The following is an 18,747-nucleotide window of genomic DNA, read 5'->3' as shown; positions in this document are numbered from 1 at the left end:
GCGACGTGTCCACTCCCCTGCACGAATCGATTCCCAAAGTTCCTGGCACAGGCGAGGCATTGGCGTCGCTCGCGCAGCGCAGGCAGTGGTTTCTCTGGAAACTGGATCCGGACAGCGCGGCCTACCATCTCCTTGGCGGTCTCAGACTCAGAGGAAATCTGAATGCGCAGGCGCTTGAACGAGGTCTCAATGCGGTGATAGCACGGCACGGCGCTTTACGCACGGTTTTTACAGCCGACGCTGCAGGTGATATTCGACAGATAGTGAAGGACGACCTGCGCATTGATCTGCCCTGCGTGGATACGCAGTCTTCTACCGGTACCGACCGATCCACCGATGCGTTGGAGCGAATTCGACTGCTTCAAGAAACCCCGTTCGATCTCGAACGTGGGCCATTGATCCGAGCGCTACTTATCCGCCGCGGACCCTATCTTCATGAGATCCACGTCGCGTTACACCATGCTGTTGCTGACCACCGTTCGGTACAGATTCTGGTCGATGATTGGTCCGCTGCGTACAACGGTGACGTTGCAGGAACGTGCGTCGCGTTCGCTCCTTTGAGGGTCTCGTACGCGGACTTTTCAGTGTGGCAGAACCAGCGGACGGCTGACATTCTGCAGGCGCGACATCTTGAATGGTGGAAGTCCCGACTGGCGGAAGAGTTGCCTGCACTGGCACTGCAAACGGATCATCCGCGTACGGTCGGGAAAGTCAGTGCGTGCGCGTCGCACAGCATCGAAATCGAGACCGAATTGGCGCTTCGAATTCGCCGGCTCACCAAATCATTGGGCGCTACTGTATTTGCCGGGCTGCTAAGCGCTTTTCAGGCGCTCCTGTACCGCCATACCGGACAACGATGCTTGCGGATAGGGGTGCCGATAACGAACCGATCGCATGTCGATATCCAGCAAGTCGTGGGATTTTTCGTTGACACGGTGGTCATGCAATGCGAGATCGACGGGCAGTGCACAGCAGGTGACCTAATCGAGCAGGCTCGCAACGAAACTCACGAAGTGCTTGAACACAATGCTGTGCCGTTGGACCGCATTGTGGAAGCGATAAAGCCCGAAAGGCAGCTTGGCGACACTCCGCTGTTCCAAGTGATGTTCAATCACCTCAAAGAAGAACGGGAACAGCAACACTGGACAGGACTGCAGGTCGAGAAGATCGTCAGCTTTGAACCGCATACTCAATTCGACTTGGCATTACACACACGGGAGTTGGCCGACGGACGAATGACTGCGACTTTCGTCTATGCGGCGGCCTTGTTTGAATCCCCAAGAATTGCTCGCCTCGCAGGTCACTATCTAACCTTGCTTGAGGCGCTGACCAGTGATCCCCAGGGGCGGGTTTCCGAGGTCGTTCTACCGGACCAGGAGGAACGCCGGACATTGGCCGATTGCAGTCGCGGGCCGACGGTTGACGAGATCTTCAAGCCCGTCCATCAGGTCTTTCAGTCCGCAGCGTCCACTCATCCGTCTCGCTTGGCTCTAATCGCTGGTGACGCAAGGATCAGCTACGGCGAGTTAGATCGCCTTACCAACCAACTCGCACATCGGCTCATACGGTTCGGCATCAAACGCGATATGCCTGTGGGTATCGCTGCCACGCGGTCCGTCGAGATGGTGGTGGGATTGCTGGCGATCCTGAAGTCTGGCGGCGCCTACCTTCCGCTGGATCCTGAACTGCCGGAGGCGCGTATTGATTACCTGATCCGAGATAGCGAAATCAAGGTAGTCCTTGTTCAGCCCGAGGCGTTAGGACGGTTGCCGCGTGATCAACCGGTCGACGTCATTCCCATTGATCTGGCGAGCCTGAGCGAGGAGCCATCGGACGCGCCCGCGGTGTTAACCCATCCCGAACAACTGGCGTATGTCATATACACGTCGGGCTCGACCGGAAATCCCAAAGGAGCGGCCAATCGACACGTATCCCTCTCGAATCGCCTGGCTTGGATGCAGCATGCCTATCGTCTTTCCGCCGAAGACGTCGTTCTTCAGAAAACACCTTTCAGTTTTGATGTGTCCGTATGGGAGTTGTTCTGGCCGTTGATGGCTGGCGCGCAACTGAGCATGGCAGCGCCAGGGGACCACCGTGACCCTGGCCTGCTTACGGCACTCATCAAGCAGCATGGGGTCACGACATTGCACTTCGTTCCTTCCATGCTGCAGGCTTTCCTGCGGCACGCTGGCATAGCGGAGTGCAGCAGCGTCAAACGTGTGATCTGCAGTGGTGAAGCATTACCCGTCGATGCAGCGAACGCGCTGCTGGAAGCTCTTCCAGGCACGCAACTCCACAACCTTTACGGACCCACGGAGGCCGCGATCGACGTTACGCACTGGACCTGCGACCGCCAGGCGTCGCTGCGCGTTCCGATCGGACTTCCCATCTGGAACGTGACGACCCACGTGCTCGACGATGACTTGCAGATGGCGCCTCTAGGCGTTGCTGGAGAACTCTACCTGGGTGGCGTCGGGTTGGCGCGAGGTTATCTGGACAAGCCAGCGTTGAGTGCAGACAGGTTCATCGCCAATCCTGCAGGTACGGTCGGAGACCGGCTTTATCGCACAGGCGATCTCGTCCGTTGGAGCGGTGCGTGCGTGCTGGAATACCTAGGAAGGCGTGACGATCAAGTGAAGATTCGCGGCTTTCGTATCGAGCTGGGCGAAGTGGAAGCCAGATTGCTTGCCGAGCCGGGCGTCCGAGAGGCCGTCGCGGTAGCAAAGAACGGGCCAACTGGCGCGCGATTAGTCGGCTTCGTGTCCCTGCATACCGGCGCGATTCTTGAACCTGCAGCGCTGCGCACCGCATTGGCTCGGGTGTTGCCGGAGTACATGGTGCCCAGTGTAATTGTCATTCTTGATGGCTTGCCACTGAATGCGAACGGAAAGATTGACCGAAAAGCGTTGCCCGACCCTGAGCCTGATCGCGAATTAACCTTTGAAGCTCCAGCATCGTTTGCCGAAAAGGCCCTTGCCGAGCTTTGGACAGAAGTGCTTGGCATCGACAGAGTCGGCCGGGATCAGAACTTTTTCGATGCAGGTGGCCATTCGTTGATGGCGCTTCGGATTATCGCTTTGATGTCGGAGCGATATGGGTGGGATGTGCCTGTGAAGTGGTTCTTCGAATCCCCAACTCTTCATCTGCTGGCGGCGCGGCTGCCCAGCAACTCGCTACGCGATGGCCCCTCCTGCCAATCTCGCCTATCCCAAATTAGTTCAATCATCAGTCAGATCGAGGCGCAATCATGACAATCGATGCTCACCATCTTGCCCGACGTTTCGCTGCGCTTAGCGCTAAAGGCAAGCAAGAGTTTGTGAGGACATTGACCGATGCCGGTGGAAGTGTGTCCGAGCTGCCCATCGTCACCGCCGAATACGAGCGTGCGGGCAAAGGTCGCCTCCCCATCTCGTTCGCACAGCGCAGTCTTTGGCTGACCTGGAGATTGGATCCAACCAACAGCGGCTACAACATGGCAGGCGCGCTGCATTTCCGCGGGCCGCTTGAGCTGAGCCACGTTCGTCGAGCACTACTTGCATTGGTGCAAAGGCATGAGCCATTGCGAACTCGCTTCCATGCGGATGACCAGGATTCGGCATTTCAAGAAATACTGCCGGCAGCGGATCGGGACTTCGTCGTCGCCGACCTTTCCGAGCTCACGCCGGCCGAACGCGTCAACCAGTCGACACGCCGTTTACAGGACTTTTCATCGCAGCCTTTCAAACTTGAAGAAGAACCGGCGTTCCGAGCAGCCATCTGGCGTCTTTCCGACGAAGAAGCTGTGTTGGGGATGGTGTTGCATCACCTCGCTGGCGATGGCTGGTCGCTAAACCTGTTGGTCGATGAATTTCTCTCGTTGTTCGAGCAGGAATGCCGATTGGAAACATCGTACCTTGCGCCTTTGCCTGTGCAGTTTGCTGATTATGCCGTCTGGCATAACCATGTTTTCGAAGCCGGAGAACGGCACCGGCAACTTGCCTATTGGCGGGAAAAATTGAAGATGGATCGCGCGCCAATCGAACTTCCTTTCGATCGTCCGCGTGGCTCTGGAATCAGTCGTCGGGAAGCCCGCCACGCGTTCACGCTTTCTTCGGACATCAGCAGTGCTCTCAGGGAGTTCGCACGTTCCAACAACGCGTCGCTGTTCATTATCGTCCTCGCTTTGTTCCAGTTCCTGATGTACAGAGTCAGCGGCGACTCCGTCGTCCGGGTCGGGGTGCCCGTCGCGAACCGGCAGCGTGCCGAGACGCAGAAGCTGGTCGGCTACTTGACCAATGTTGTGGTCGTTGAAACCCAAATAGAAAGGAACGGCACCTTCCGTGAACTGCTTTCTGAAGTGCGGCGCATCCTGCTCGAAGCGCAAAGTCACCCTGATCTTCCGTTTGATGCGTTGGTCGAGGCGCTGCAGCCACGACGTCAAGCCGGGGTGCATCCACTATTCCAGGTGAAGTGCGCGGAGCAGAGCAGTGGAGCGACCCGCTGGGAGCGGGGAGGACTGTGCATCGAACTGTCACCTGTACCGGCCGGCGATTCTCACTTTGACCTGAGCTTGGATTTTTGTGATCGACAACCAGGCATCGACTGCGTCTTCGCTTTTGACACCGCATTGTTTGATCATGCAACCATCAGGCGGTTTGAAATGACATTTGTCGCGCTGGCCGACGTCCTTGTGAATCTGCCTGATCAAGGGTACGAAAAGATTGCCGAAGACGAATTGAGGAAAGGCCACCGCTTCTTGAAGCGACTATTCCCGCACCGTACCGTGCTCGATATGTGGAACGATGCAGTGCACCGCGTGCCGGAACGCACAGCCGTCCGAGCTGACGACGGTGAATACTCCTACAAGGACCTTGACCTTCACGCGAATTTGCTTGCGTTTCAACTCCAACAGCTTGGGGCGGGCCCAGAAACACGCATTGCAATTCATGTGGACCGCTCATGCCATTTCGTCCTTGGCATGCTGGCGGTATTGAAGTCCGGCGCTGCGTTTGTTCCGTTGGATCCAAAGTTGCCAGCTGAGCGTCTTGCTTATCAGCTAAGCGACAGCAATGCGCTCATCGTGCTTGGCATTGAAGCCCCTGCCTGGAAGGTGGATGCGCCTTATCTGCATCTGTCCTTTGGGGCGATGGCGCCTGTCGACGGTCGCACGTGCGCGGACGTCCACCCGCAGCAGGCTGCATACGTCATCTACACCTCCGGCTCCACCGGCAAACCCAAAGGCGTTGTGATTGGACACGCGGCATTGGCCAACTACGTTCAGGGTCTGCTTCAAACGCTCGAACTGTCTGACGACGCCGTCGCGGTTGCGATGACATCAACCGTTGCGGCCGATCTGGGACATACCAGCTTGTTCGGGGCGCTCTGCTCCGGCCGGACCTTGCATCTTGTCAGTGCAGCCCATGCCTTCGACCCCGATCAGTTCGCTACATACATGAAGCGCTACCGCATCGACATTCTGAAAATCGTGCCTGCTCATCTGCAAGCGTTGATGCATGCTGCCGATGTGGCTTCGGTCTTGCCGCGTCACAGACTCATTCTGGGCGGAGAGCCAACGCCGTGGTCGCTTATTGACCGCATCTCCAAAGTTCGGCCCGAATGCAAGGTCGTCAATCATTATGGACCGACGGAAACTACGGTCGGCGTGCTGACACATCTTGCCAGTCTGGAGAACAGGCAAGGTAAGACGGTTCCGCTCGGCATGCCGATCGCAAACGTCTCGGCGATCGTCCTGGATGCCGATCTCATTCCTGTGCCTGTCGGCGTAACAGGAGAGCTTTACATCGGTGGTGTCAATGTGGGTCGAGGTTACGAGACACGTCCCGCACTGACCGCGGAACGCTTCATCGCAAGTACCGTCCTGCCAGGTCAACGAATGTACAGGACGGGTGACCGCGTAAAAATGTTGGACGACGGAATACTTGAGTTTGCAGGCCGGGCCGATGACCAGATAAAGATTAGAGGATATCGCGTCGAGCCGAAAGAAGTTGCCATCGCCATCGCGTCTTCGGCACCCGAAGTGTCTCAGGCCGAGGTGATCGCGCGTGCAAACGACGATGGAACATACCATCTGCTGGCGTATCTGGTAACACCAGACGGCGTTCAGGTCGATCAACGACGATTGCTCGAAAGAATCAGGCGCATCCTACCAGACCACATGATTCCAGGCGCCTTCATGCAACTGGACGTGATACCGATGACGCCGAACGGAAAGGTTGATCGTGCCCGCCTCCCTGACTCTCAACATATCGATCACCGAACATTCGTCGCACCGATTGGAGAGATAGAGGACACCCTCGCCAAGATCTGGTCGCAAGTCCTGCGAATCGAGCGTGTCGGCCGGAACGACAACTTCTTCGAGATGGGCGGAGATTCCATTCTCGCTCTTCAGATCATCGCTCGGGCGCGCAAGCAAGGATTGAAGATATTGCCGAAACAACTGCTCGAGTTGCAAACGATCGCTCGTATCGGTGCCGTGATGACAAGAAGCGAAGCGGATTTACAGCCGTCACCATCAAGTCGGGATCTGGCAGGCGGCGCATGGTCGTTGACGCCCATACAACGCTGGTTCTTCGATCAAGACTTCAAAGAGCCGCATCACTGGAATCAATCGGTCATGCTGGCGCCAACCACAGCATTGGACGTGGGCGATCTCATGACCGCGCTGAAAGTTGTCGTCGCCCAGCACGACGTGTTACGCACGAGCTTCGAGCACGATCATCGAGGTTGGCGCCAGCGCGTGATGTCGCCCGATGGTTGGAATGGCCTTGAAAAGATCCAGCTGCGGCACTCCGCCGACATCATCGATGTCGTCGAAACGCTGCAGAAGTCGCTGACCTTTCAGAGCCTGTTCAAGGCATTCTGGTTGGATATCGGTGGGCGGTCGACAAGATTGCTCCTTGTCGCACATCACCTCATCATCGATGTCGTTTCGTGGCGCATCGTTTTGAATGACCTGAAAGACGCCTACCGGCTGATTGCTGCTGGACGGGCTCCGCAGTTGCCTCGTGCCGCGACCAGTTATCAAGCGTGGTCCGACCACCTTCTCGGATTTGCCCGCAGCGATGAAGTTCTTGCGGAGCTCCCCTATTGGGTCGATGTTCTCGGCAAACGGGAGCCGGGTCTTCCAGGAACGTCGATGACCAGCAATCTCGTCCGGGATCAGCGTACCTTGCACAGGTCGCTCAGTGAGACCCACACCGGCATGCTGCTGTATGACGTTTCGAACGCATACCGCACCCAGATAAACGACATCCTTTTGACCGCGCTGGCACGTGCCGTGTGCGGCTGGGCAGAGCGGGATAGCGTACTCGTAGAGCTAGAAGGGCACGGCCGAGACCTTCCAGGGCACGATATCGACTTGTCTTGCACCGCGGGGTGGTTCACGACCTTGTTTCCCGTTCGGCTGCACGCGAACAAGTCGAGTATCGGCGACTCCATCAAGTCGGTGAAAGAAACGCTCAGGCACATTCCGAACAAGGGTATCGGATTCGGATTGCTGCGATACATGAGTGCGGCAGGGGCAAGTCTCGCTGCCCAGCCCTACCCGCAGGTGACGTTCAATTATCTCGGACAGCAGGATCAAGCGCTGGGTGAAGATGCCCTGTGGCAGGTTGCTCCTGAAAGCGCAGGCACTCAGAAGGCTGGCAGCAGTCCTCGCAGGACGTTACTTGAAATCGTGGTGGCCATTCGAAGAGGGCAACTGCAGGTTGCGTGGACCTACAACTCTTGCGTCCATACCGAAACTGAAGTCCGATACCTGGCAGATCGGTACCTGGAGGAGCTTGCCAGTGTGATTCAGCATTGCATGGAGGGTGCTGCAGGGATCACTCCTTCGGATGTTCCGTTGGCGAAGCTCACGCAAGAGGCAATTGATCGTTTGCCTCTTGATCCAGCGAATGTACAGGATATCTATCCCGTGTCGCCGCTGCAGTCTGGATTGATTTTCCACAGCGTCCTCAGTCCTGCCGATACCGCGTATATCAATCAAATTCGCATCGACCTGATGCATCTGGATGTACCGCGGTTCGTGCGAGCGTGGACGCTGCTGGTGCAAAGGCATGATGTCTTGCGGACGGGGTTCCTTGACGCAGACCTGGAGCTGCAGTGGGTAGCAAGGTCGGTGGATGTCCCCATACGCATCATCGATTTCTGCGCCCGGCCGCACGCCGAGATGGACGTCGACGGACTGGCAGCGTCTGAACTGCGCACTGGCTTCGACTATCTCAATCCCCCGTTGATGCGACTGGTGCTGGCGAAAGTTGCCGAGCATCGGCACCATCTTATCTGGACACGCCATCACCTGCTTCTGGATGGCTGGAGCACGGCACGACTATTTTCGGAGTTGTCGAAGGTTTACGATGGGGCAATCGACCTGGGGCCGAGCGGGCGGTATCGGGACTTCATCGAGTGGTTGGCAGCCAAGGATTGGCATGCCGCAAGACTTTACTGGCAAACGGTCGTCAGTAAGATGCAGGAGCCAACGCGCCTCGTTTGGGCGCCACAGACAAGGCCTGCGGGCCGAAAGTCCGCAAAGATCCGCACGCTTTTGTCGCCCGAAGAGTGCGGAACCCTTCGGGAGTTTGCGCGCGCCGGTCATTTCACCCTGAGCACGCTGGTTCAGGGGGCATGGGCACTTCTCCTGCGGCGCATGGTCGGGGCCGATACCGTGACGTTCGGCGTCACTACATCTGGGCGCCCCTGCGATCTGGATGGAGCGGAACATACCCTGGGACTATTCATCAGCACCATGCCTGTTGTCGTACAGGTAGAGCCTGGGATGGTCGTCGGCGAATGGCTTCGCCACCTGCAAGCACAGAACATCGCTTCCAGGGAGCACGAGCATGTGTCCCTGGCAGATATGCAGGTTTGGGCCGATACGAAAGGCCAAAGTCTTTTCGACAGTCTTCTGGTTTTTGAGAATTATCCACTGGTTCACCAAAGCAGAGAGCCAGGCGAATTCCGCGACCTCCAGTTCGTCGTCCGCCATGTCGAAGATGACACCAGCTATCCGATGACGGTCTCAATCATTGACGAGCCAGATTTCTCTCTCGAATACGCCTATAACGCTGGCTCTTTGGCGACGCAAGATGTCGAGCGAATCGCTGCTTACGTCCGGCATGCGCTGGTTGCCTTCTGCGATCCGGCACGCGTGCGCATTTGCGACATCGGCGCCCCGGAATCCGAGATGCGGCTAGCTGAAAAACTTGGGAAGAACGAAAGCCGCTTCTCGGCAGCACGGCCTGTTCATGAACTGATTTCTAGTCAGGCTGCATTGCGGCCAGATGCGCCTGCGGTGACTTGCGATGGGCAGCGGTTGAACTATCAGGAGCTGGAAGCGGGCTCAAATGCGTTGGCGCATCATTTGTTGGCCAGAGGTTTGCATCTCGAGCAGCGGGTCGGCATTGCAGTCGAAAGGTCAACGAATCTGATCGTCGCAGTCTTGGCAGTCCTGAAGGCTGGTGGAACGTACGTGCCGCTGGACCCCGACTATCCATCGGATCGCCTGGAGCACATCATGACTGATAGCCAGCTAGCGATGTTGCTCACCGAAGAGAAGGTAATCAGGCGATTGCCCGCATTGAATCAAGTCCAGGTAGTCCTCATCGATGGCCTGGCCAAGGCTTCTTTGTCCCTGCGCCCTCCTGCCATCTCGGTGCGTGGTGAAAACCTTGCGTACATCATCTATACATCGGGCTCTACCGGACGACCCAAGGGAGTGGGCATCTCTCATGCGAGCCTGGCAGAGCACGCACAGATTGCTGCAGGATTTTTCTCGATCGGAAATTGCGATCGTTCGCTCCAGTTTGCGACGCTCAACTTTGATGGGTGCGTCGAGCAGATCTACCCGCCGCTCCTGGTGGGCGCATCGATCGTCATGCGCGGACCTGACCTTTGGGATGCTCAGACATTTCTTCGGCGGGTTCTTGGCGAGCGGATTACCGTGGCCGATCTGACCACCGCTTATTGGACCTTTCTGGTTCAGGAGTTTGTGAGAACAGGTGTGTCGGATCTCGGCTGCTTGCGACAAGTCAACGTCGGCGGTGAAGCGTTGGCACCCGGCGCGCTTGACGCCTGGCGGGCGATCGGGCTCAAGCATGTGAAGTTGCTGAACACTTACGGGCCGACCGAAGCCACCGTCACGGCATCGGTACTTGACTGCAGTGCATACCTTGCAGGTGGCAAGGCCTTGCCCATGCATATGGGGATTGGTCAGCCGCTACCGGGAAGATCTTTGTGGGTAGTTGACGGGGAGATGGCTCCTCTCGCTTTCGGCATGACTGGTGATCTTTTGATTGGCGGTGAACTGCTTGCTCGCGGCTACGTCGGGCGTCCAGGGCTGACCTCAGAACGCTTTGTGGCGGACCCCTTTGGTAACAACGGCGGTCGTGTGTACCGTACTGGGGATCGCGCGCGATGGGACGAGCAGGGCAATCTGGACTATCTGGGGCGATGTGACGACCAGATAAAAATTCGCGGATATCGCGTCGAGCTCGGAGAAATCGCCGCATGCCTGAAGCAATTGCACGGTGTCACTGACGCCATTGCCATCGCGCAGTCGACGACGACATCCGACCCCCAATTGGTGGGATATGTCTGCCTTGGCATACCGGATTCATTTGATGAGGCCTCCGCGCTCGCAACGCTGCGGACCAAGCTGCCTGACTACATGGTGCCGGCCGCCATCGTCGCGCTTGAGCGGTTCGAGTTTGGCGCGAACGGGAAGATCAACAAGTCCGCTCTGCCGGCGCCGGTTGTCAATATGAAAGGGAGCGCGCCAAAGAACGAAATGGAAGCGGATCTGGTGCGCATGTGGGAGCTTGTGCTTGGCGTGGAAGGGGTTGGGCGGGATGACAACTTCTTCAATCTGGGCGGTCACTCGTTGTCCATCTTAAAGTTGAGGGCAAGAGTTCAGGAACAGTTGTCCCTTGTCCTGCCTTTGGCGACCTACTTCGAGAACCCGACGCCTGCATCCCTGGCTGTCCACTTACGTGACGCATCGACGCGGGCCGCTCACGGCAGTCCTGACATCGAAACGATCAAAACTTTCCTGGATGCTTTGGAAAAATGAAGCGAAGCCCGAACATCGAACTTGCGGAGCGCTTTTCTTCTTTATCTGCAGAGAAACAAAAAGTATTTTTGGAATTCTTGAAGAACCGCGGCATTGATTTTGCCCACTTGCCCATCAGTCGGCTGAAAGATGGTGCACCCAGGGTCGCGTCGTTTGCGCAAGCCAGACAATGGTTTCTGTGGCGGCTGGAGCCTCATAGCACTCGATACCACATGCGAGGAGCCCTGATTCTGAAGGGACGGCTGCGCACGGATTTTCTCGTCTCCAGCCTTAAGATGCTGATCGCTCGGCATGCCGCCTTGCGATCGGTCTTCGAGGAAGACGAAAACGGTGTCCTTCAAACCAGACTGATGGGGCCAGACGAGATCTGCATGCAGCGATTCGAGCTGGCCGATACTGCTGTGACTGCTCCCTTCACGATTGAGGCGGCTGCACAGTCCTTCAGTCTCGAACCTTTCGATCTACGGCAGGGGCCGTTGCTGCGGGTGGGGCTGTTCCGGGAACAGGTTGATAAACACGTGTTGGTGCTGGCGATCCACCACAGCATTGCTGACGCTTGGTCGATGCGCATCATTCTTGACGAGCTCAGCCGTCACTATGCTGCGTTGGCTACGGGTCGGATCTACGAGCCGCCTCCTCTCGAAATCGACTATGCGGACTATGCCGCGTGGCAGCGGCATTGGTTGGACGCCGGCGAAAGACAGCGGCAACTCGCGTATTGGACGGCGTATCTCGGCGATACCCACCCGGTACTGCAGATATGCACCGACAAGCCCCGTCGAGCCGATGCGCGCTACACCAAAGAGCAGCGCAGCCTGAGGGTGCCTCGAACGCTGTTGGACGCCATAAGGCAGAATTCTGAAGCGAATCGCGTCACTTTGTTCACCACGTTCCTGGCGGCCCTGCATACTCTGCTGCACCGATATTCTAACCAGCGCGACATTCGAGTTGGTGTGGCGATTGCCAATCGCCAGAGGCAAGAAGTTCAGGGCATCATTGGTCTATTTGTGAATACGCAAGTGCTGCGGTGTGTCTTTGATGATGACACGACGCTGGACCAGGTGTTGAAGCGTGCTCACCAATCAGTCGTGGACGCACGGTCGTCTCAGGACCTTCCTTTCGAGGATTTGGTTGAAGCGCTCAATCCTGAACGGGAGAAGGGTAGTCACCCGCTCTTCCAGGTGATGATGAACTATCAGCACGAAGATGGTGAGCCTGCTGTGCAGTTGCCCGACCTATCGGTACAGCATATGGATTTAGGAAGCGCTGAGGCGCAATTTGAGTTGACGTTGGATGTGACTGAGTACTCGCCGACGGCGGTCGTGCTTGCTATCAATTATGCAGCTGAATTATTCACGGGATCGTTCATTGATCGCATGATCGGTCACTACATCTCGATTCTGCAGCAGTCAACAGAGCGACCTGACACACGGGTTGACCATATCGATTTCCTTACGTCGGACGAACGCGAAACCTTGCTGGGGTGGAGTGCTGGCCAACAGGCGCTCTTGTATTCGCACCCGGTACACAGATCTTTCGAGACACAAGCAAAGAAGCTTGCAGACGACGTAGCGTTGCTATTCGATACCGAAATCATGACGTACGGTGAGCTGAATGCGAGAGCCAATCAACTTGCTCATTTCCTCATTAGCGCAGGCATAGCGCTCGAAACGAAAATCGGAGTGGCCGTAGACCGTTCTTTCGAGCTGGTTGTGGCCGTGCTTGCTGTGTTGAAGGCGGGCGGCGCAATCATTCCTTTGGACGCAGAATTACCCCAGGATCGCCTCTTGTTTATGGTCGAACAAAGCAACGTCCGTATCGTGCTTACGCAGACGAAACGGTTTGAGGGGCTGGTTTCTCAGTTAGGTATCGACGTCGTCGCAATAGATCGGCCCGCATTTTCTCAGCTTCCCGCGTGCAATCCTGCGGTGGAAATTCGCGGGTCGAACCTTGCTTATGTTATTTACACGTCTGGCTCGACAGGGCAACCGAAAGGCGTTTCCATATCGCATGAATCGTTGGCAGTTTGCATGCAATGGATGATCGACGAATTCAGCATATCGGAACGCGACACGATACTTCACAAGGCTTCGTTCTCCTTTGACGTGTCGATGTGGGAGATTTTCTTGCCTCTGACGGCTGGTGCAAGGCTAGCTGTTGCAAGGCCCGGGGACCAGATGGATCCGGCGCGCATTGGTGAATTGATCCATGCGAACGATGTCACGGTGATGAACTTCGTTCCTTCCATGTTGCACGCGTATCTGCAACACGGTCGACGCGACACGATGGCAGGGCTACGCCACATCATGATCGGCGGCGAAGCCGTGACGGCGACTCTGCGGAATGATGCGTTGAATCGCCTTCCAGGCGTCAGCCTGCATAACTTGTACGGGCCAACCGAAACCACAATTCACGTCACGATGGGAACGTGCCGGAATGATGGCCTCCACACCGTGCCCATCGGCTCGCCGATTGCGAATACTCAGGCATACGTCCTTGGGTTCGCGCTTGAACCAGTTGCTGCAGGTCTTATCGGTGAACTCTATATCGGTGGCGCTTTGCTCGGCAGAGGTTACTTGAACCGTTCAGCACTGACTGCAGAGAAATTCATAGCGAACCCCTTTGTGCCCGGCGGTGCGCGCCTGTATCGGACAGGTGATCTGGTCCGCTGGAACGAGACTGGGCAACTGGAATATCTCGGGCGTGCGGATCACCAAGTGAAGATCCGTGGTCGTCGCCTCGAACTCACCGAAATCGAAGCACGGCTGCTGGATCACCCGCATGTCCAGGAAGCCCTGGCAGTCGCATCGGATAGTCCGGCCGGCCCTCGCCTGGTTGCGTATGTGACGTGCGCAACGGAGAGCCCAAGCCAGCCGTTGCTGCGCGAGTGGTGCGCCCGCTTTGTGCCAACCTACATGGTTCCTGAAGCCGTAATTATCCTAGATGCCTTCCCGTTGAACGCGAATGGCAAGGTGGATCGGCATGCGCTGCCAGCTGCTGTCTTTGACGAGACAGGTGGCTACGAGGCCCCGCGTGCAGGGGTGGAGCAGGAGATGGCTGCGATCTGGGCCGAGGAGCTTGGCGTGTCGCGCGTTGGTCGCCACGCAAATTTCTTTGATCTCGGCGGGCATTCTTTGCTGGCCCTGCGCGTTCTCCGAAGACTGAACGCAAAATGGCCGGAACTGGCGCTAACGGTTCAGCGCCTTTTTGCCGAGCCAACGGTTGCCGCATTGTCGCGGTTAAATAGGCTCCAGCCGGGTTACGTAAATCTGAATTCGTCGGCCGCGAATCATCCGCCATTGCTATTGGTTCACGACGGGTGGGGAAGCGTGCTGGATTACACAGCAATCGCCCAATCGCTTCAAAATGCTTGCCCAGTGATCGGTGTCTCGTTCAACGCCAATGAACATGATCGGTTTTCGCCAAGCAGTTTGGCTGAGTTGGCTGACAAGCACTGCGAAGCCATCCTCGAGATGGGACTGCCCGATCCCTATCGGATCGCGGGGTGGTCCCTGGGTGGTGCTCTGGCGTTGCTCATCGCGTCGTCCTTGACGCACCGTGGCTATTGCGTCGAGTTCGTCGGTGTCATCGATCCTTTCACCCCACACCAGCAACACACCGGCCCCTCACTGTTCAAGGACCAATTGCGTCAATTCCTTGCCATCTTGCTTCCCGCTGCGTCGCAGCGGTCACTCGAGAACGATGAAGTGCTATCAGTTGAATTTGCAAACGTTACTGACGATGCATCGGCGTTGTCTTTGCTGACTACCGTGCTGGCAAGCATCGACCCGGCCGACCTCCACGAATATGCTGCGGTGGGCGCTGATGGACTCATGGCGATGTTCAAAACCGCGCGCGTACTGCAGTCTGCTGCAGAGGCGCCCTGCGACCCAATTGGGACGCAATTGCCCGTGCATGTATGGTGGTCCAACGACAACTCAGCTGCCGACAGGCAACGATTCGGCGCTTGGTATGCCATGGCACGTGTCAGCGAGCGTAATGTCGACACGGATCACCTCGGCATCGTTCGCAGCCGCGAGGTCGCATCAGGACTGGGCAGGGCTTTGCAGCTGTCGATGTGAAACGACGTTGCCGAGGACGATGACTGGCAAGTCAGGTCCTCATGTTCCCAACACATGGACCGGTTCTATGCACCGCCCACAATGGCTTGCCGAACGAGGTCGCCTGAGGCAACGACGTTCGACATCTTTTTACATCACGCCTGAGTGCCTGAACTCAGAATCGTAATTTTGCGGTGAGAACTGCTGCTCTCTTCTGGCCGAACAGACACTCTCTCCCTCCACCTACCGAGGGGAAGCACGCCGCGACATATTCCTTATTGGCCAGATTCGTCACATTCAACGCCAAACGCCATGCTGCCGCGTTATAGCTGATCGCGCCATCGAACAAATTAACAGGTGGATTTTTCCAGGTGTTTGGAGCGTCGTTAAACGAAGCACCAACGTGTCGGATACCGAGTCCGAACCCAAGCCCCTGCAACTCCCCGTTTGGCACGACGAAGTTTATCCACGCTGAGGCTACTTGCTTGGGCGTGTGAATGGGCCGCTTTCCTACGTCCCCGTCGTTGCTCTGAGTGATGTCAACCTTGCTAAACGAGTAATTTCCAATGAAATTCACGCCTCGTGTGATTTCTTTTTTATTTCTAGTTCAACTCCTTGAGATCGCACACCTCCTGTCTGAGTGGAATACTCGGAGTCGTTGAGGTCCGTGGTCAACACATTGGTCTTGCGCAAATCAAAGATCGCTGCTGTGAAAAGGCTGCGACTATTTGCGGGTGAGTACTTCACGCCTGCCTCGTACTGCTTGCCCTCACTGGGTTTGAACGGCTTGCCGGCGGCGTCACGCCCTGCTACGGGCAAGAATGACTCGGAATAGCTGAAGTAGGGTACCAATCCTGTGCGAAGGGTGTAGTTCACCCCTATGCGTCCACTGAAGTTGTTGTCTGTTTGTCTCCAATCGGTGCCGGTCATATGATCGACGGTCCGTATCGTTGCCCGGTCGATCCGCCCTCCAACGGTAAATAGCCATCTGGGTGTCAATCGAAGCTGTTCTTGTGCGTATATGCCAAGCTGGCCCAAACGCTGCCTTGAGTTGTTGGCGTCTGCTGTCGATGACACGAATGCTGTCTGGCCATAGATCGGATTCAAAAGATTAAGGTCGCCTATCAGGCCCTTTGCCGTCAGATCGGAGGTGTTCTGACGCTCAAAGTCGAATCCAAATAGCAGCTTGTGCATGACCGAGCCCGTCTTCAGGCGACCTTCGATATGAGTGTCGATCACGGTTTGATTGTTTTCTTGATTGAAGACACGAGCGACCCGAGTTACCGACTGTGCATCCTCGCTTAATAATCCGCCTTTGACCCGCCTGTAAGCGATGTCGACCTTCGAGTACCTCATGTTCTGGCTTAGTTGCCAGTCATCGTTGAAGCTATGACCGAGTACATAGCCCAGAGACATTTGCTTGCTGTCCAGCCCTGTGAATTTCGGGTCGCCAAGCAGGGTGAAGTCTGAGCGTCTGGTGCCATTGTCGACAGGCCTGTAAAGAAAGGAGTAGCCCTTGTTGCGGTCTTGCATCGTCTCTGCGAGAGCTGTCACCGAGGTCCGAGCGGTTGGTTTCCACGTCAGCGATGGGGCAAAATAATACCGCCGGTCGTTAATCACACTTCCATCAGGATATTTGATCTGGGTATCGGCATCGGTACTCACGCCAATCAATCGGTAAAGGAACGTCTTGTCCTTATCAAGAGGTCCGCCGATATCTGCGGCGATGTGACGTCGGTTGGGGGCACCCCACTTCGCTTCAATCTCGCCATGATCGGTGGTCTGCGGACGTTTGCTTACCCGGTTTATCACACCACCAACATCGCCCTTGCCGTACAAGACCGACGCTGGGCCACGCAGGACTTCGATACGCTCCAGTCCGTAGACTTCATTGCGCTGATTCGAGAAATTGTTTCCGTCCGTATTCATACGAAGACCGTCTAAGTAAAGCGACGTACCCAGGCCAGTAAAGCCGCGTAACTGCAGGAAATCGTCTTGTCCTCTGAGAAGTGCTCCATATGTTTCCGTGGCTACGCCCGGGACGTAGCGCAGCGCGTCCATGACAGAAGAAGCTCCACGATCCTCGATTTCGTGCACGCCAATAATGGAGACCGACTGCGGGATTTCAATGAGCGTGGTCTGCGTTTTTGCCCCGGTCAGCGTTTGCTTGGCAACATATCCATTTATGGGACCAGTCGCAGTATCAGATGCCGAGCTGGCTTCAACAATAATTTCGGGAAGGTGAGATATCGAGGTGTGGTTCTGTTTTGCGTCAGCGTCGTTTGCTTGAGATGCGGTTGCCATAAGCAATGCAATCAAACCTACGTTGCCGCTAATCAAGGCGGGCGATATGAACGATCCACTTAACGTCATGCGTCTGTTCCAAGTGTGTTGGTTATGCTGGGTATCGAAAGCTCTTGCATCCGGCCACCTTGGAGGCAGGTCCAAATTGTGCTTGCTTTGCGCAGTACTTCCGGTCGTTCCGGGTAGCGGCCGAGAATTACGAATGGGCCAGCCCTGAAGTGAGCAATCGCATGCACAATGTGAGCCCTGTCAGATGGCTCGGGATTGGAGTGACGTACAAAAATGGGCACTGTTTAGTTTGCGTCTGACGCAAGCGCGACTAGATCAGCGCCGATCCGGCGTAATGTCATTCGAGTCCCCATACACGTTGCTCGTGACGCACCCCGAAGTGGCGGTAGGTCTGCGCCGAGGCTCGGCATACGTCATTCATGCGAAAAGACTCCGCGGGCCAGCTAGCGTGCCTTGAAAACTGGTTGAACGCGTTGTGTGGGAAGTGCCAGGGTCTGGGGCTGGCTTAGTATGGCTGTGCTTCTAGCCGGCGAAGTCACCCGGACAGCGACTGTTTCGCTCTGACGATCTTCGGGGCTAAACGACACGAAGTCCGTCCGCTACGCAGCTCGTAAGCCGCTGATCATCTGCTGCGCGACGGTACCGACTAAGTTTTTCTTATGTTGGGGGTGTTCGACTTTGGAATTAGCAGCGCTTCGTCAAAAAAACGCTCTCTGAGCAACATTCCTAGCCTGCTTCGCTTATGAGAAAAAACAATTTCTTTAATGTCCGCATAACCACATTGGGCAAGGTTTCGGTGCATCTTTGTGTTATCGATGCGCGGCTCAATGACAAGCCGCTGTGTCCTGCAGTCCGATAGAAATAGAAAGTGTGAAACAGATGGCATCCACGCGCTAGCGAACGCTCTCCCTCGATATCTGAAATCCCCGATCAGCACATGCCATCCTTGGTCGAAATCGTCGGCGTCATAGTGGGCACCTATTCGATCCTCCTTGGCCCAGTACGCTTCAAAATAACCTGCAGGTTTCTCGTCGAAGCAGATGATGAAGGCATTGGTGTGGGGGTCCGCTGCCAGTCTTGCTAGGTAGCCCTCGTGGTCCTCGAGGCTTCCGGCTTCATTCCAGAATTCGCTGACGACTGGATCGTTCATCCATCTGTGAAAGGTGAGCAGGTCTGTAAGGGGGGCAACAGGTCGAAAACTAAGTGTGCACTGCAGCCATGGTATGTACCTTCGGTAGACGTCGCCTGGAGTTTTCGGAGGCCTGAGCGGATGGCGCCTACCCTCAGTGATAACGTATTGAAGCG

Annotated in this window: 6 protein-coding genes; 3 read left to right on the top strand and 3 right to left on the bottom strand. The window is 56.4% G+C overall.

Annotation, left to right across the window (positions count from 1 at the left end; all coding sequences use genetic code 11):
• The first annotated feature begins 5 nt into the window (after positions 1–5).
• From ACNANG_RS08110 to ACNANG_RS08100, 3 genes are read left to right on the top strand one after another with little or no spacing between them, the layout of a single operon-like run.
• Entirely contained in the window at positions 6–3,251 is a 3,246-nt protein-coding gene (locus ACNANG_RS08110) for an amino acid adenylation domain-containing protein (protein ID WP_420226764.1), read from the top strand.
• The gene (locus ACNANG_RS08105) at positions 3,248–11,068 is read left to right on the top strand and encodes an amino acid adenylation domain-containing protein (RefSeq protein WP_420226763.1); all 7,821 of its coding nucleotides are present in this window, start codon (positions 3,248–3,250) and stop codon (positions 11,066–11,068) included. Before ACNANG_RS08110 ends, ACNANG_RS08105 begins: the two co-directional genes overlap by 4 nt.
• Positions 11,065–15,150, top strand: a complete 4,086-nt coding sequence (locus ACNANG_RS08100; RefSeq protein WP_420226762.1) for an amino acid adenylation domain-containing protein — start codon at positions 11,065–11,067, stop codon at positions 15,148–15,150. The genes ACNANG_RS08105 and ACNANG_RS08100 overlap by 4 nt, the downstream gene beginning before the upstream one ends.
• 154 nt (positions 15,151–15,304) lie before the next feature.
• Here the strand turns inward: ACNANG_RS08100 and ACNANG_RS08095 are convergent, their stop codons facing one another.
• The 3 genes from ACNANG_RS08095 to ACNANG_RS08085 all read right to left on the bottom strand — a co-directional run bounded on the left by ACNANG_RS08095 (position 15,305) and on the right by ACNANG_RS08085 (position 18,592).
• Complete coding sequence (locus tag ACNANG_RS08095) at positions 15,305–15,706, bottom strand: TonB-dependent receptor domain-containing protein (protein WP_420226761.1); 402 nt, start codon at positions 15,704–15,706, stop codon at positions 15,305–15,307.
• A complete protein-coding gene (locus ACNANG_RS08090; RefSeq protein WP_420226760.1) occupies positions 15,703–17,502 on the bottom strand; it encodes a TonB-dependent siderophore receptor in 1,800 nt (599 codons plus the stop codon). Before ACNANG_RS08090 ends, ACNANG_RS08095 begins: the two co-directional genes overlap by 4 nt.
• Before the next feature lie 586 nt (positions 17,503–18,088).
• On the bottom strand, positions 18,089–18,592 hold the full coding sequence (locus ACNANG_RS08085; protein WP_420226759.1) for a GNAT family N-acetyltransferase: 504 nt from the start codon (positions 18,590–18,592) through the stop codon (positions 18,089–18,091).
• Positions 18,593–18,747 lie beyond the last annotated feature (155 nt).

Origin of the sequence: Pigmentiphaga litoralis, from assembly GCF_048632615.1 — a bacterium.
Lineage (GTDB): Bacteria > Pseudomonadota > Gammaproteobacteria > Burkholderiales > Burkholderiaceae_B > Pigmentiphaga > Pigmentiphaga litoralis_B.
Note: the sequence above shows the minus strand (reverse complement) of the source record. Positions and strands in the feature narration are given on the sequence as shown.